General features: G+C 54.0%; 12 protein-coding genes. 8 read left to right on the top strand and 4 right to left on the bottom strand.

What is annotated here, in order from left to right:
• Positions 1–176: 176 nt before the first annotated feature.
• Complete coding sequence (locus GSQ81_RS18115) at positions 177–4,352, bottom strand: Ig-like domain-containing protein (protein ID WP_158912012.1); 4,176 nt, start codon at positions 4,350–4,352, stop codon at positions 177–179.
• Between the two features lie 753 nt (positions 4,353–5,105).
• Between GSQ81_RS18115 and GSQ81_RS18110 the strand changes: the two genes are divergently transcribed.
• The 3 genes from GSQ81_RS18110 (at position 5,106) to GSQ81_RS18100 (ending at position 9,297) form a co-directional block, all read left to right on the top strand.
• A complete protein-coding gene (locus tag GSQ81_RS18110; RefSeq protein ID WP_158912011.1) occupies positions 5,106–7,961 on the top strand; it encodes a two-component regulator propeller domain-containing protein in 2,856 nt (951 codons plus the stop codon).
• A 168-nt stretch (positions 7,962–8,129) separates the two neighbouring features.
• Positions 8,130–8,531, top strand: coding sequence for a response regulator transcription factor (locus tag GSQ81_RS18105; RefSeq protein WP_158912010.1), 402 nt, complete (start codon positions 8,130–8,132; stop codon positions 8,529–8,531).
• A gap of 124 nt (positions 8,532–8,655) precedes the next feature.
• Positions 8,656–9,297, top strand: a complete 642-nt coding sequence (locus GSQ81_RS18100; protein ID WP_158912009.1) for a response regulator transcription factor — start codon at positions 8,656–8,658, stop codon at positions 9,295–9,297.
• An 18-nt stretch (positions 9,298–9,315) separates the two neighbouring features.
• On the opposite strand, the gene GSQ81_RS18095 is transcribed toward GSQ81_RS18100, so the two are convergent.
• The 3 genes from GSQ81_RS18095 to GSQ81_RS18085 form a co-directional block, all read right to left on the bottom strand.
• Positions 9,316–9,516, bottom strand: coding sequence for a hypothetical protein (locus tag GSQ81_RS18095; protein WP_158912008.1), 201 nt, complete (start codon positions 9,514–9,516; stop codon positions 9,316–9,318).
• Between the two features lie 164 nt (positions 9,517–9,680).
• On the bottom strand, positions 9,681–10,322 hold the full coding sequence (locus GSQ81_RS18090) for a response regulator (RefSeq protein WP_158912007.1): 642 nt from the start codon (positions 10,320–10,322) through the stop codon (positions 9,681–9,683).
• A gap of 364 nt (positions 10,323–10,686) precedes the next feature.
• Complete coding sequence (locus GSQ81_RS18085) at positions 10,687–10,887, bottom strand: hypothetical protein (RefSeq protein ID WP_158912006.1); 201 nt, start codon at positions 10,885–10,887, stop codon at positions 10,687–10,689.
• Between the two features lie 316 nt (positions 10,888–11,203).
• Between GSQ81_RS18085 and GSQ81_RS18080 the strand changes: the two genes are divergently transcribed.
• The 5 genes from GSQ81_RS18080 (at position 11,204) to GSQ81_RS18065 (ending at position 16,012) form a co-directional block, all read left to right on the top strand.
• A complete protein-coding gene (locus tag GSQ81_RS18080; protein ID WP_158912005.1) occupies positions 11,204–12,127 on the top strand; it encodes an ArdC family protein in 924 nt (307 codons plus the stop codon).
• Positions 12,128–12,212: 85 nt separating this feature from the next.
• Positions 12,213–13,016 (top strand): ParB/RepB/Spo0J family partition protein, encoded by an 804-nt coding sequence (locus GSQ81_RS20150; RefSeq protein WP_254060284.1) that lies wholly within the window; start codon positions 12,213–12,215, stop codon positions 13,014–13,016.
• A 4-nt stretch (positions 13,017–13,020) separates the two neighbouring features.
• Positions 13,021–13,800 (top strand): hypothetical protein, encoded by a 780-nt coding sequence (locus GSQ81_RS20145; protein WP_254060283.1) that lies wholly within the window; start codon positions 13,021–13,023, stop codon positions 13,798–13,800.
• 620 nt (positions 13,801–14,420) lie between these two features.
• Positions 14,421–15,275 (top strand): RepB family DNA primase, encoded by an 855-nt coding sequence (locus GSQ81_RS18070; protein WP_158912004.1) that lies wholly within the window; start codon positions 14,421–14,423, stop codon positions 15,273–15,275.
• 365 nt (positions 15,276–15,640) lie between these two features.
• The gene (locus GSQ81_RS18065; RefSeq protein ID WP_158912003.1) at positions 15,641–16,012 is read left to right on the top strand and encodes a single-stranded DNA-binding protein; all 372 of its coding nucleotides are present in this window, start codon (positions 15,641–15,643) and stop codon (positions 16,010–16,012) included.
• Positions 16,013–16,085 lie beyond the last annotated feature (73 nt).

The raw sequence follows: 16,085 nt of genomic DNA, 5'->3' as shown, positions 1-16,085 counted from the left end.
AGATGCGTCTGAGGCCGATCTACGCCAAAGAGCGCCCAAAGACTTACGCCACATACCTACCCAAGCTATAGCCAGCGTTCCCAAAAAACGGGCCGCATTTGACTGCAAGCTAATTCCCATGTTCGAAAGATAACGGATCGGTAAAATCCGACGGATTTTACCGATCGCGTCGACCGTTATTGAATGTTAATATTCATGCCAATACTTCGCGATACCGATCCAACGCTTGCGTTGATCGTGATCGTTTTTTTACCGGTTTCGCGTACAGGCGCCGGGTTGGATGAACCTCCGCTGCAGCCGGTAATTGCCACTGCGCTTACACCAGCTGCAATGATGAGCAGCACAGTCAGTCTTACCGCGGAACGACCTCTTCGCAGACCACCCAGACCAAACAGGGGGAGCAAAAGAACCGCAAGAGAAATCTTCCTAGCGATGGAAATCGTAGCAGCAGCCTGCGCAGTCGGGCTTGGACCGATCTGCACTGTCGCATTCACGCTTCCGTTGGCCGCTAACATCGTCGATTGTGCGTTAAAGCTACAAGCTAATCCGACAGGAAGGCCCGTGCAGGAAAGTACGACGTTGCCGGCTAAACCGGCTATCGAACCGATCTGGACAGCAACTGGACTCGAAGACGAGGTGTAGGAAACATTCACAGGGGTGTTTGCCATCGAGATGGCGATGTCAGCACTTTCTGAGTACACCGTAAATGTTGATGCTTGGGCGCTCGAGGGACTGTATCCGGAGCCAGGCGCGGAATTTGCCTCGACCTTGTGTGTTCCTAGCGCCAGACCGCCAGAGATTGTCAAGGAAGCTGTTCCGTCAGACCCCAGCGCGGGACTACCAACCACGGTACCATCGACCAGGATATAGACCTTTCCTGAAGCAACGGCTTGATTTGCAGTCATGACCTGAGCTGTGAGAACAATATCGTGCCCGAGCACACCTGATGTGGGACTTATCAGTGTTGTGGTCGTAACGACTGGTCCTCCGGGAGAGGGCGAACCTACGGGAGAGGGCGCGCCTGAACTTACTTGGGGTCCGTAGGCGCTCGCATCGCAGATGTTATCTGCGCTGAAGCCTGAGATATTATCTTGGCTGGCGTCCTTCGTCACCGAGGCCATCGGTCCGTTGCTGCTGAAGAACTGGAACATTGGGATGTTCAGTGCGGTTGACGAGAAGAGACTTTCCGCCAAATCACTATTCATAGTTGCGATCGTCGTCGCCGTGGAACCTGCTTGCGAAACGGTGCTATCTACAACCCAAAAATCGTAGTTGCCCAGATCTTCTGAGAACGGGTGGTTCCCTCCGCCCATAGTGGGAAGCGTAATACCTTGGTAAAGAGACAACGTTCCAAGCGGGTTGCTCGTGCCGCCATTCGTGGATGGATTCAGGTAGAAAGCATAGCATTTTAGGTCCTGATCGTAAGCTCCCTTTCCTCCCCCCACTGTTGGTTGAAAGACACCTGCGACGGGTTGTGTCCATTGAACCCCGCTCCAGTAATGCAGGTTATAAACCGTGGGAACCAGAGAAGAATAAAAGGTTTGTGCGGAGGAGGTGGTTAGGGCGTTGATAGTATTCACTTGCTGAACCTGATTGGGCGCGAAAAATGTTGGATCATTAACATTCACAACCCTAGGGCCAATCAGGCTTAGGCGCCCCCAATCGGACGTGAGGTTATCAACCGCGGTATCAAAGCCTGCCATAACTGGACTCTGAAGATTCTGAGAAGCTAGTTCACCAACTGTTATGGTCAACGGCGCGAATGGCTGCGGCGATGTGGATAGAGTATCCGTAGTTGTTCTGATCGAAGCGGCGCTTCCCACAGCGCTCATGATGCCTCCAACCGCGTTCGCCCCAGCTGCAGCCTGCTTTAGCGTCGACTGCAACGCGGGGTTTAACGTTTCCCAAAGGGGAGTGAGTTCGCCACCAGAAGCAAGATTCGCCGCGGCTTCCGCGATGCCGCCGATTGTGGATACGAGCGCTTGCCAGCTAAAGGTTACATTTTTGCTAGCAAGCGTCTGGGCGTCGAGATTCCCCATACCGCTACCTTCAATGGAGTTCGCGGCGGCGCTCAGCGCGAGGCTTACATTTGCGTTTCCTGACGCCACCACATCCTTCAGGTTCGTAGACCCGGTCACCAGATATTGCAGGGAGTTGGTGAGACAAATAACCTCAAGAGACATCTGCGTCTTTACCGCATTGAAGTCGCTCACAGTAAACGTAGAGGGTGCACTGTCGCCGATGGCTTGAAAGGTACAGGTCGATCCGTCGAAAGACGTGCAGCCATATGTACTCCATGTGCCGACACCTGGCGATGGGAGGTTGGCCGGATCCATCGTTTGATAGTTGATCGATGTGTTGGTGGATCCACTGAAGAAAAAGTGGATATCATCCTGATGCGGCCCTTGTATTGTTTTCATGTAGTAGCCGGCGAGGAGCCAATGGCTAATGAACCGGAAGGCGGCTTGTTGTCCCGCAATCGTCGTCGCGCCCGGTAGAAGCACCGTTGCGCTGTTGGACGGCCACTCTACGGGTTGTTGATAAGAAGCAATGCTCAACAAGAAATCGGAGTCGCCTAGGCCACCCTTAGCGTTGAATAGCCCCTGTTGCTCTGGAGAAGTTTGGGCCGGTCGGTAGGCCCCATTTGAATTTTTTTGTAGAGTCCCGTGCAGCACTCCAATTTGACCGGGAAAAGCGGTTGATAACTCAGTCGCGCCGCCGGTCAAAGCATTTCCTGCTCCGAGGTACCCCACAAAGGCATAGTTATCCTGATTCGTGTAGGTCGGTCCGGCTATCGCATACGGTGTTCCGCCTAACTTTTCAAAGGCCTGAGCAAATTGCAGGAAGCCGCTATTTACGCCGCTCCCAGATTCCACTGTCTGAGCCAGTGAGGTCGAACCTACGGTGCCGATGGATTGCAGCAATACGATCTGATCACTCGTCACCGTAGACAATGCAATGGCCAGGGCCTGCCATTCACCGTCGATGTTGCTATTGCCCCCCCCGACCGCATAGAACGCTCCGCAATTCGCCATCACGCGCGTAGGGGCTCCAGGAGCAAAGTCATAGCAGGCACTAGTATTGTTGACGTTGAAGGGTGGCATGAGAGTTGCGCGATCAAGAACAAGCATCCAGAGGCCATTCTGACCTGCGAAAGCATCTGCTAGGAATTCTACCTGTGTTTCCCCATTTACCTGGAGATTTGCGGGCACGTTCATCCTGATGGTTGGATTGGCGAAATTGGCCGGGTCTTGTGGCTCTATTGCGTACTCCACGATGTCGGACGACTGAAAGTTGTAGTTGCCGTTCGCATCTTCCTGTAGTGAGCCGGTGGCGAATGCATTGGCAGGCTGTGTGCTTCCGAGAGGCTGTATGCTTTCGTAAGCTGTACCAGACGCCTGCCCACCCGACCCGACTATCATATAGCTCTTCGGGAAAGGGACATTACCAGGTATGTTGTTGAAGTTTGTCCCTCCGATGGAACTGGTATCCAATCCATTGTCGACTCCATTGGAGCCTGATCCTGTTCCAATAATTACTAAGTCTTGTGAGGTGTATTTTGCGTTTGCGATGTAGCCGGTGACAGCCGCGCCGGCGCCACTGCTAAACCACTCAAAATCCTCAGCTGCAAGAGTTTGACGATTGAGGACGAGAAGGACATATTGCGCGGATATTGTTTCGCCCCGCAAGCCGTAAGGGACGCCATTGACCTGGACCCAGGCAGTAGTCCCTGTCCAGTTTCCCTTCGACAGAGTGTCGAAGCGGACCGACGGAGGCAGCCACGAGGGGCACATGGCAACGGGGTCGCATACCGGGGGTGCCACTGGGTTCGTAACGCCCCTGGGAGAGAGAGTCGCTCCGGTGGCCCTCGCCATAGCCAAGGGAATTCCATTTGCAGACTTATTGTTTTTATTCACGGGAGCGCTCATGGATCTCCAGCGCCCGCTCGCCATGCCGCCTGACGAGAGTTTTACGGTTGCCGCCAATACATTTTTTACCGTGCTAAGTCCATCCTGAGCAGACAGGATTGATGATGTGCCGCGGAAGCGATCGCTAATATCGTGGCCGTTCAGAATCACCTTCAACGAGCCAATGACAGCGTCCGAAGGCAGATGCAATGTGAAGGTTTGTCCCCTCGTTGGAGTGCCCGAATCAGCGTCGATGCTGATGGTGTTTGCACTTAAATGTGAGCCCGTCTTTGGGTTCTGAAAGAATTTGCCCGCGAAAACTGGGCTGAAGCCCGCTGGCGTTTGGTTGGGATTTGCAGGTACCGTCTGCGATGTGCCAACCGCTCCGAATGCAAGCGTGGCGAGGATAGTTGCGATGAAGTAAAACCTGCTCTGGATTTGCATCGATGTGTTCTCCTCGTTGCTGGGGGCGGATGGACAACCGCCCCCCTTGGCACGTCATTAGATTGAGTTTCGCCAGATTCTCGGCCTCGTGATCCAGGCACGACTTCCTCGGGCAGATTTCATCTCTTTTCACAGGGTCATAAAAAATCCTTTTGGCAAGGAGCTTTTGTAAAGCACCTATCGAACGGTAATAGAGAGGCGGATACCGTAACTGAGGGCGACGGGACTTCAATAGCAAGGTCCCTCTGTAATGGGGTGTCGTTGGAGGATAAAATTCACTATCAGCAACGACGAGCGTCGAAGCTCTGCGAATATCGCCTGAGATGGCCAAAATCGGGGACTCCAATCGCCCAAACCGAAAGTAGCAGAGGCCGCGTAAGCTGAATATCCGTGTTAGTACACAAAAGTCTGTGTGTTAACACACAATCGCTTGCAATCCCGCTCGTCTCCGCAGCGAGTGCGGCTAGTTTATTTAGGCACTCACAGCGATACCTTTCCTTCAGGAACCGTACTCACCAGCAATGTGAGACAGAGCTTAGGAAAGGAGACGGTCATTTCGCCGGAAGGTCACTTGCCTCATCAGGGGTGAACGCTTACGATTAGGTCGCAGAAACGCGAGGACTTGTGCCTGCAGCCTACCCAGAGTCTGATTGCAGGCGCCGATTTCGCGATCGACTCGGTCTCCTGTCGCTCGCCATCTTTTTCCTCTGGTTGCCTTGCCCTATCTCAATTTGGGCTCAGTACGGATATCAAGTGTGGACGGCGGACAACGGCCTTCCCCGGAATGGTGTTCGAGGAGTTACGCAGACGCCAGACGGCTATCTTTGGATTTCTACTTTAGACGGTCTCGTCCGTTTTGACGGTATAGGCTTTACCGTTTTCAATAAGGGCAATTCTCCCGGTATTATCTCCAATCGCTTCACTGTTATCGAACGTGGACGTGACGGCGATCTATGGGTCGTCTATGAAAGTGGCGGCCTGCTGCGCTACCACGACGGACATTTTCGGACATATGACACGAAGGATGGTATCCCCGGGAGTGTGGTGAGCACGGTTACGTCTGATAGTTCAGGGCACGTCTGGATCCTCTCCCGAGGCCAAATCGCACAGTGGAACGAGAAGGCAGACCGATTTGAACTGTCCTCCGACCTCAATAAACGCATATACGGCCCCTTGGTATGGGATGAGACCGGCTTTGTCGCCTACGACAAAGCGAAAATTTATTGCTTTTCCAGAGGACATTATGAGGTCTATCAGCTTCCACTGCGAATTCGAGGCAAGGTCATTTCGCAAGTAGGCCTGGATCAGGATCGCACCGCTTGGGTCAATATGAGCGATGGTGAGCTGATTCGACTCGGTGCTGGAGATCCATTTCAGCCTCACGAACTGGCTCCGCAAAAGCAAGTTTCCTGTCGTGGTCCCGATGGAAAAACCTGGATTTTCAGTCCAACTCTAGAAATGAATCGGTCGATCGTTACTGCTCCTGGTCGCGAACATCTCAATCTCACCTTCAGATACGCCTTCCCCGATAATCAGGGAAATCTTTGGCTTGCGACTGAGGAGGGTCTCTATCGGATTCAGGACCAGGTCATCAGAGTCTTATCGACCGACCATGGGCTGCAAGATCAGGACGTATATCCCGTCTACCAAGACCGTTCTGGGGCTGTGTGGATGGGTGTGTGGCACAAGGGGCTCAGTCGATTTCAAAATGGCAAATTCCAAACTTTTGGCGTAGCTGAGGGGCTACCCTCTCCTCTTGTTACTTCGCTGTATCAGGATGGCGGCGGACGGATCTGGATCGCAACTCATGGTGGCCTGACAACATATCAGAACGGTCATTTTTCCAATGCCGGAGTTCCGTCCTTCCCCGACGATGTCGTGCAAGCTATTTATCAAGATCGAACCGGAACCATGTGGTTTGGAAGGCGCTCCGGCGTGTCCAGTTTGAAAAATAATATCCTGAAGCCTTTTCCGGCCAGAGATGAAACCGCGCCTCGCGACGTTCATGTCATCGCAGAAACTCCAAATGGCGATCTATGGGTTGGAGGAGTAAATGGTCTATTTCAGCTTCATGAGGGCAGAGCAATCCATTGGTCGGAGTCCGAGGGCCTCGGAAGCAATAACATTTGGTCTCTTCATGCCGACTGTGACGGAACACTTTGGATCGGAACTTTTGACGGTGGTTTGGCACGTTTGAAAAACGGGCACGTTACTCGATACACAACGGCGAACGGCCTTTTCAATGATGGGGTGTTTCAGATTCTGGATGACGATCTGGGCAACCTGTGGATGAGCTGCGACCTCGGGATCTATCGCGTGAATAAACGCGAGCTGATTGATATGGCCGAAGGCAAGCTTACATCAATCTCGTCAATTGCATTTGGAAAGGCAGACGGGCTTCGTACGCTTGACTCGAATGGAGGTGTATCACCCGCAGGAACGAGAGCGAGTGACGGCACATTATGGTTTCCCACACAAGATGGCGTAGCTATCGTCGATCCAAGGAAGGTGTCAATCGACTTAAGAACTCCCCGGATTTCAATCGAATCTGCAACGCTCGATTGGCTTTCAGTGCCGGTGAATGCTCCAATTCCTATTCCTCCTTCGAAATACAACCTTCAGATTCACTACACAGCTCCAGATTTTGCAAGGCCAAACCAATTGCGCTTTCGGTATAAGTTGGTAGGACTCGATCAAGATTGGACTGAAGCCGGTTTTCATCGCTTTGCCTCATACACTCATCTTCCCCCTGGTCACTATCAATTCATTGTCTCTGTCAAAAATGCGGACGGCAGCTGGTCTGCGCCGAGCAAAATTCTGCCCGTTGACGTGTTTGCCTCCTTCTATAAAACAAAGTGGTTTGAACTCCTAGTCCTTTCTACAATTGCGGTAATTGCAATAGCTGTGTGGCGTTATCGGCTCAGTGAGCTAAAGGCTAAAAGCGCTCTTCAACTCGACTTTCTTCAGCAACTCATTACCTCGCAGGAGGATGAACGACAGAGGATCGCAAGGGAACTGCACGATAGCTTGGGGCAGCGGCTCGTCATTATTAACAGTTCTGCAAAGCTCGCTCTTCGCTTTAGAGGCAATTCGGTTAAGAGCGACGAATCGATATTTGAGGAGATCAGCTCTGAAGCTATAGCTGGTCTAGAAGACACACGTTCGATTGCGTATGACCTCCGGCCGTCACACTTGGATCGCCTGGGACTTACACAAAGCATCTATTATCTGGTGCAGAAGGCGTCCGCTGCCTCCAATATGTCGATTATCGCCAAGCTGGAAAACATCGACGATCTGCTGCCTCCTGATCAATGGATTAATCTCTATCGAATTGTGCAAGAAGCGGTCGGTAATGCCATCAAGTACTCGTCGGCCAGTACGGCTACTGTTTGCATTGAGAAGAACAACAAACAGACAGTCATGACGATCGAAGACGATGGAGTCGGTTTTGAGGTGGACGGAAACATTAATAAGGCGGGGCGGATGGGGATGGGCCTTCGGGGAATGGCAGAACGAGCAGCTCTGATCGGAAGCGAGTTCGCGATCAGATCCGCTCCAGGCAAGGGTACTGTCATAACCTTGCAAATCAATACTATACCGAAAGTTTGAACGCTGAAGCAGCGGCGCTCGTCGTTCCGAAATAACTAACGAGAAAGCCATATTGGCTGGTCACGTAGTGTCATGAGTGAATCACACGGAGGCATAAGTGATAACACATAGGCGATCTGTGTGGCGATACTAGCTCGCGAGCGACGACTTTCACCGTCTAATAGATCGATGGCATTTGTTCAAGGGGCTTCTTCTCAACAACCGCTGAGGATCATGATCGTCGAAGACAATTCGAAAGTGAGAGAACTGATCCGTTGTGCACTCAATGGAGACGAAAATGAGATTATCGAATGCATCGACGGCGCGGATGCGCTTGAGGCATACAAGGTTCACCGGCCCGACGTAGTCTTGATGGACATTCAAATGCCTCGCCTCGATGGTCTCTCAGCGACAAGGATTCTGAGAGAGCACGATCCCGATGCCAGAGTCCATATACTCAGTGACTATGATGAAGACGAACTAGGGTGGGCGGCCACGGCTGCAGGGGCCTGTGGATTTACGTCGAAGGTCAATATCCACGAATTAGATTCGATTCTCAGCCGATACGCAATCCGACGACACCGTCGTTAGCGATCGCCGGCGCGTCACTGTTCCGCACGAGATTGCCACATTGCCACTATGTTGAGTGTCTGTGGATACACTGCCGCCGACATCTGCTACCGTTATCGCAAATTGATCGAGGAAGACTGTAGCCGTGGATAGCCCTATTCGTGTCGTGTTAGCGGATGATCATCCGATCATTCGATCTGGGTTGAGGTTAAGCCTCGCGACAAATCGCGAGATTGAAATCGTCGGTGAGGCCGGCGACGGCGAATCCGCTCTGTTGAAGATTCGAGAACTCGCACCCGATGTCGCGATCCTCGATATCGACATGCCTAAGTTGGACGGCCTAACTGTAGTGCGTCAACTCCGCTCGCTGAACCTACATACAAAGATCATTCTGCTTACGCTACATTCCGAGCCTATCTATCTGCGTGCGGCATTTGACGCTGGCGCCCAGGGCTACATCCTCAAGGATAGCGGGACAGAAGACGTTCTTGCGGCAATACGCGCGGTGACGTCGGAGCAGATGTATGTCGCTCCCAGCATGACTCACCACTTGATCAGACTTCAGACTGCCGAGAAAGCGGGCGGCACAATGGGCAAATTAAGTCCGACTGAGCGCATTGTGATGAGATTGATCGCTGAAGGCAATTCAAGCAAGGACATTGGCAAACACCTCGGCATCCACTATCGAACCGTCGACAATCACCGAACCAACATTTGCCGCAAACTCGGCCTTGAGGGGGCGAACTCACTCTTAAGGTTTGCGCTGCAGCATAAAGGTGAATCTTGAATTCCTTATCCTTGGTCTCTACATCAACGTGCCGATGTCACGGTGATATCCGCTCTGCCATAAGCTCACGATCACTTGTGCAATCGTGATGGCGGCTTTTATTAAAGCCGGGGGAGCGCTGATACTCTTCAATCGTTTTTTCTTTCTAAACTTGGCGCCCGCGGTCGTCGCAACTCCGCTTAAAGCAGGAACTTTCACTGTTTTATCTTGCGTATCCATCGAGCATGGGGAGATTGTGAAATGCACTCAATAAAACGACGCGTTCTGTCTAGCGGTTCGGTCATGGTTGTCGCGGCAACATGCTTCGTGCTCGAGGTTGCGACGTTGCTTATGCAGGTGCATAGTCAGCACAAAAATACGCCACCTAATTGAGCAAAGCAAATTTAAGCTTCAGATTTTCGAGGCGGGAGGCCGTTACCTTTCTCCTCGAGGACTTTCAGAACACTCGAGTCCACCAGATAATTGATGATTGCTCCACAGGCGATATATTCTGTTTCTTGCAGATCACCTGACCCGCCTTGGTCTGCAATCGATGAGGAACGCAAGCATTCAGGGCAGGTAACCACAATATAATTTGCATCTTTCCGCGGAATCCACAACGGCGCTTTATCGACTTTGCCAATGTGCGCGCGTATGGGAGAGTCCGCAATTAGCTTTTTCATCTTTGCTTTGAGCTGTTCGGGAGTGTATTCGCCCTTCTGAAAGAAATGGTCGACGAGCAACCCGAGTGGCATATTCGCAAGAATGAATTCGCCACTGATCCCAATGGTCGGAATATGAGGGAACCGGCGGCGGACGATGGAAAGCAGTTCAAATCCCGACATGCTCGGCATTCGCAGGTCGGAAATGATGATATCCGGAAGGACTTCTCGCAGTATCTTGAGGGCGACGAATCCGCCCTCTGCCGTACGGACCGTAAATCCGAAGCTGCGGACGATAGCAGCACAGGCTTGTAGTACGAGGGATTCATCGTCGACGATGAGGACACGGCACTTGAAAGCGCGGCTCGATTCCAATACATCCACTTGCAGTTCTCCGTTCTTTGTTTCCTGAAGTTCGAGGGTTAGTCAGAGACGCAATCAATCTCCGAGTCCGCGTTGAAGAACAATTGAAGCTGGCGATGGATGCAAAGCAATTCTCTAGGAATGTTACGCTTCCGACGCAAAGTGACTATCGGCTCTCTTTGCGATTACAGTCCTCAAGTCCGTGTGTTTTTACAAAATCGAGATATTGACGCGCTAGTGCTAGGCGAAACGGCCACAGGGCCACATGGTCGTTCACAGGGGCTGTTCTGTCGAGAGTCTGCCGCCACTCTGCGAGCGCAAGCTGAGTCAGATTCCTTTGCCTCCCCTGTTTGCTCAATGGAAATCGCGTTGATCAAGGGCGTTTCTATTTTTCAATTCGATCCGAGGCGTCATTCAGTGGTTGCTTAAACATTTCCACGTCGTCTTCTTTCACGACAACGGCCCCGGTGTAATTTTCTGATAGGTCATCAATTCTCTGAGTTTCATTCCATCCCAGATACTGTGGCGGGGTAAGGGCAACGCCCTTGCCCCAGCTCCAGCCGACACCGGCGGGGAACACCGGCATCGTCTTCCGACTCCCCCATCCAGCGGGGACACCCCGCAACGCCCCCTGAATCTGTGCGCGTAACGCGCACGAAGCGGAAACCAAGCCTTCCTGAGGGACTCCGTCCCTGGCGCGCGCAAGGGGTTTCCCGCAGTCTTCCGCGCTGCGCTTGTGCAGACCTCCGCCGCGCTCGTCCTTTCCACTCCCACTTCGCTCCGTTCCAAGGATGGGTGATACCCCTCCCCTTGCACTTGCCGCCCCTGCAGGCGTGGGCCTGGGCCAAGGCGTGTTTGTGAGCAAACACAGCAAGGACATTCAAAAACGGAGGATTCACCCCATGAGCATCATCGCCACCACGAACGAAACCAGCAACGTTACTTCCCTTCCCTCACCCTCAAAGGCGCAGACGGCCAAAGAAGTAATCGCCGCCAATGTAAAACTTCTCATCGAGCAGCTTGAGGCAGGACACAGCGAAGGACTCACCGCCTACCTCACCGCAATGGGCCGTTTCCATAACTACAGCTTCGGGAACATTCTCGAAATCGCACGACAGAAGCCGGACGCAACTCGTGTTGCCGGGATGTATGCGTGGAACCAGCTAGGCCGCAAGGTCATCAAGGGACAGAAGGGCATCCGCATTCTGGCTCCGATGATCGGGATTCGACGCAAGAAGGACAAGGAAGCCGAGAAGGACATTACCAAACAGCACCAGCCCGTACTCGTCGGCTTCCGTTCCGCATACGTCTTCGATGTGAGCCAGACCGAGGGCGCACCGCTCCCCGATCTCTCAGAGCGGGTGAAGGGCGAAGTAGGCGAGTACCGCGAACGCATGATCGACTTTCTGACGGCGCAGGGTATTGAGCTTGAATTCAAAGAGAGCATCGCCCCGGCGCTTGGCATGAGCTACGGAGGACGCATCGCCATCCTTCCCGGACAGCCCTCAGCCGAAGAATTTTCAACTTTGGTCCATGAGGTAGCTCACGAGCTTTTGCATAAATCCACCCGCAGGACAGCGACCACCAAGACCGTTCGCGAGACAGAAGCCGAAGCTATCGCCTTTGTGGTTTCTCAGTCCATCGGACTCGATGCAGGTAACGCATCAGCCGACTACATCAATCTTTACCACGGCAACGCCGCACTTCTGACCGAGAGCCTCGAAGTCATTCAGCGCACATCAGCTTTGATTCTTTCCGCTATCGAGACACCCGCCGCCACAACGGAGGAGACCGAAGCCGACACCAGACTGGCGCAAGCCAGTTAATGAATTTTCTCCCCCAAGGGCGGACGGCTCAGGCCGTCCCGCTCCAACCACCCCGCACGTCCCAACCCGCCCAAAGGAGGGCACCATGCAGAACAGCAGCGCATTTCAGTATCTCGCCATCGACACCATCCACGAGTCCACCACCAATCCCCGGCGCAGCTTCGATGAAACCAAGTTGCAGGAGCTGGCCGAGAGCATCAGGCACCACGGCCTCATTCAACCCATTACCGTGCGGCCTAACTCGGACGGCTTCGAGTTGATCGCAGGAGCGCGACGTTATCGTGCCGCACGACTGGCCGAGTTATTCTCCATTCCCGCCCGTATTGTCGAGATTGACGATGCACAGGCGCTCGAATGGCAGTTAGTCGAGAATAGCCAGCGCGTAGACGTTCACCCTTACGAAGAGGCGCAGGGGTTCCAGCGCTTGCTCGACCTTCCCGGCTACGACGTAGCCACACTTGTCGACAAGTCAGGCAAGAGTGCAAGTCACATCTACGCCCGTCTATCTCTTTTGCAACTCATTCCCGCAGTGGCCGAAGCGTTCACGCAGGAGCGTATCACTGCCAGTCACGCCAACCTCATTGCCCGTCTGCCGCAGGAATCACAGGCCGAAGCATTCGAGCAGTGCTGGCGCAAGGACTGGCAGGACTCAGAAGCGCATTTGCTACCTGCAAAGCACGTATCCGCTTGGATTCAGAACAACCTCTATCTCGCGCTTGCGGATGCGCCCTTCGACCGCGAAGACCCGACCCTCAACCCCGCAGCCGGAGCTTGCGTCACCTGCCCCCGTCGCAGCGGATACAACACTTCCCTCTTTTCGGACGTAGTCCGATGGCGATCAGTGCCTCTCCGGGCCCTGCTATCAACTCAAACTCACCGTCCATATTGATCGAGTGATCGCAGCCCATCCTGAGCTTATCCAGATCGAGAACGGATGGAGGAACCCGCGAGAGCAACGCCCCGGAGCCGTCCAGCGCGGCCACTTCCGCGAGATCGAGACTGTAACCGAGAACCCGGACGCCGAGCCAGTCCCACCGTGCGCAGCCGCGAAACCCGCAATCATCGTCTACGGCAAGCGCGTTGGAACCACTCTGACCGTATGCACAGACGACGATTGCCCTGTACACGACCCACGAGCCGAGGAAGAAGAGGCCGCCAATCCCGCCCCGACAATGGTACCCGCTGCCGAAGACGAGACCGAGGAAGAGGCGGAGGAACGCCAGCGTAATTACGAACAGCAACGAAAGGAGTACGAGCAGGAGCAGGAGCGCAGAGCCGAAGAGCGGAAACAGCAGTTCGAGCAGGAACAGACTGAACGTGAGGCCGAACGCGACCGGAGAGAGAAGTTGCATAAGGCGCGTGTATCCGCGTTCGACCGGATTCTGGACAAAGCCCCGGCTATGTTCAGCGCAGCGCAGTTGAGGGTATTTCTTCGCGCTCTCGTCACCCTCGACCCTTACACCTTCGATGACATAGCGGAACAACTCACCGCCAACGACGAAAACAATCAGCAGAGCTCAGAAGAGATTCTGCTTTCCACCATCGACTCATTACCAGATGACAAGCTAATCGAGTTTGCCCTCCGCCTGATCTTTACCGGACACATTGCCATTCCGCCCGAAAGCGAAATCGACTTCCTCACCGAGGCCGAAGCCGTTTTTGCTCCCAAGTAACCTAAAAAGGCAGCCAACAAGAAGACCAAGGCACCCATGCCGATCAAGGCCGCTCAGAAGACCGCAGCGAAGAAGACGCCTAAGAAGCAAGTCGCAGCCTAACCCGCAGCGGGAGCCAGCCCATCGGCTCCCGCTCTTTTTCCAAAAGGAGGAAATCATGTTCCAGTTCAACTACAGACTCAAAGTTGCCGAGCGGGTGAAGGCCAAGTGCAACCGTCACCCGCGCTACAACCCGGAACGAGATGGACGCGGCGGAATCAAGGGTGGATGTTCCACCTGCTTCTCTCTCTTCGACCTGCATCAGGCGAGGCTATCGCTCGACGCCGCACACAGAGAATTTCTTAGAAGGGCAATGCCTGGACGCAGCTTCGTCCGATCCGGACTAAACCTCAGTCGCTCAAACAAGGATCATCGCCCGTTCAGGACAAAGGACCTTAGGTTGGATGGTTGCGTTTGCAGCCTCTTATTTCACAAAAAAGCGCGCCGGGATGTCAAAAAGTGCCCTCCTCATCTCGCTTAGCTAGTAGAGGCCAAGATGACATCGCCACGCAAGGCGGGCGGCGGGGACTTTCCCTCCCCTGCACCCCTCCCAGCTGGCAAGACCTTTTACAGGTGACTGAATGGACAGAACAGAAATCACGGTTCGCAACATGCTCAAGGCTATAAAAGCGCCGCTCTACGATATCGGTGTGTTGAGTGATCGAGGGATGCTTCCTGGTTTCGACAGTATTCCCGCCGGGGATGTGCTGAAGCGACTTCCACTTCTCAAATACTGCAACGCTCGCGGCTCGCATATCTACGTCCGCCCTTCGGGCGAACATGGCTATACCGTCCTCGACGATCTTAACGAGACCATGCTCGCGCGGCTCGCGACCGATGGCTTCAACCCTTGCGCCATTGTCGAGACCAGCGCCGGAAACTTTCAAGCCTGGCTGAAACACCGGTCTGTGTTTCCAAAGCTCCTCGGAACCTTTGCCGCGCAGACATTGGCCGAGCGGTACGATGCTGATCCGAGCGCGGCGGACTGGAGGAGGTTTGGGCGACTCCCCGGCTTTACGAACTGCAAGCCTAAATACCGAAAGCCGGACGGCCTCTTCCCTTTCGTGCGCCTGCAAAGCCATACTGGGCAGCAGTACCCGACGGCAGAAGCCTTCGAGCAAGAGATAACCAATCTCTACGAGGCCCGCGAGCAGGAACACGAGGGGAGGCGGCTGCAGAGTTCTCTTTCTCCCCGAAGGGGACCGAGGTTATCGACCTTGTCTCTTGAGCGATTCCGCAGCTCAAGCAAATATCAGGACCGCCCCGCCGCCGCCGATATCGCTTTCTGTGTCGCTGCTTTTGCCGATGGCATGACCGAGGATCGGATCGGTTGTGCCCTTGAAGACCATTACCTCTCCCGCGACCCCAGCCCTTCCAGACGATCTGCCTACATCCGGAGAACCATGGCGAAGGCGAGGAGATGGATTGAGCGATAGGCATCGGTGCTTCGAAGCCCGTTGTCGTTCTCCCTGTGTTGGGACAGATACTTCGAGTTCTGAGCTGGCTTTTGCTACTCGCGTCATGAGGGAAGCCGTTGAACAGGGCAGCTCCCTTTCGGTTTGCCTTTCTCTCTGCGTTCAGCGTGCCGCGCTCAAGACACCCACGCCCTTCGGACGCACGCTCTCCTTCCCGGAATCCGCTATGCGCCTCTTCGAGGTGAGGACTCCTGCCCCCAGGCAAGCTGTGGTCCCCTTCCGCAGATTCTGTCCAGTCGCCGAGGGAGTGGGTCGCGACGGCACACCCGTTGGGCAAGCATGTACCGCAGACAGCGGACAAACCAAAAGAAACGGAGCTATACACCATGTTCAACAAAATTATTCTCATCGGCCGCCTCGGGCAGAACGCAGAAGCCAAAACCGCTCAGAACAACAAAGAGTTCGTCGTTCTCAACATCGCAACCCAGGAGAGCTGGAAGAACGACAAGGGCGACTACGAGAACCGCACCGAATGGCATCGCGTCTATGCCTGGAGGAATCTCTCGAAGTTCGCCAAAACTCTCCAGAAGGGGCAGCTCGTCACCCTGGAAGGCATCCTCCGCTATCGCGAGGTAGAGGATGAGGTCAAGGGTGTTAACTTCAAGCACCGGATCGCAGAGATCCACGCCATCAGCATGAAGCGGCTCTCGAAGATCGAAGCCGCCGACGATCCTTCGGATGGAGCCGACGACGAGTAATCGTCGGTCTGGTGGATGAGATCACAGATCTCATCCACCTAATCATGACAAGCAATCAGTTTCTTCCACGCGA

The sequence above is a fragment of the Granulicella sp. L56 genome (assembly GCF_009765835.1).
Taxonomy (GTDB): domain Bacteria; phylum Acidobacteriota; class Terriglobia; order Terriglobales; family Acidobacteriaceae; genus Edaphobacter.
This window is presented reverse-complemented; position numbering and strand designations above follow the sequence as displayed.

Excerpts from the sequence above, each read along its gene's own strand:
- GSQ81_RS18115 (WP_158912012.1), bottom strand. The coding sequence starts at position 4,352 with ATGCAAATCCAGAGCAGGTTTTACTTCATCGCAACTATCCTCGCCACG.
- GSQ81_RS18105 (WP_158912010.1), top strand. The coding sequence starts at position 8,130 with ATGGCATTTGTTCAAGGGGCTTCTTCTCAACAACCGCTGAGGATCATG.
- GSQ81_RS18095 (WP_158912008.1), bottom strand. The coding sequence starts at position 9,516 with ATGGATACGCAAGATAAAACAGTGAAAGTTCCTGCTTTAAGCGGAGTT.
- GSQ81_RS18085 (WP_158912006.1), bottom strand. The coding sequence starts at position 10,887 with ATGCCGGTGTTCCCCGCCGGTGTCGGCTGGAGCTGGGGCAAGGGCGTT.
- GSQ81_RS18080 (WP_158912005.1), top strand. The coding sequence starts at position 11,204 with ATGAGCATCATCGCCACCACGAACGAAACCAGCAACGTTACTTCCCTT.
- GSQ81_RS20150 (WP_254060284.1), top strand. The coding sequence starts at position 12,213 with ATGCAGAACAGCAGCGCATTTCAGTATCTCGCCATCGACACCATCCAC.
- GSQ81_RS18070 (WP_158912004.1), top strand. The coding sequence starts at position 14,421 with ATGGACAGAACAGAAATCACGGTTCGCAACATGCTCAAGGCTATAAAA.
- GSQ81_RS18065 (WP_158912003.1), top strand. The coding sequence starts at position 15,641 with ATGTTCAACAAAATTATTCTCATCGGCCGCCTCGGGCAGAACGCAGAA.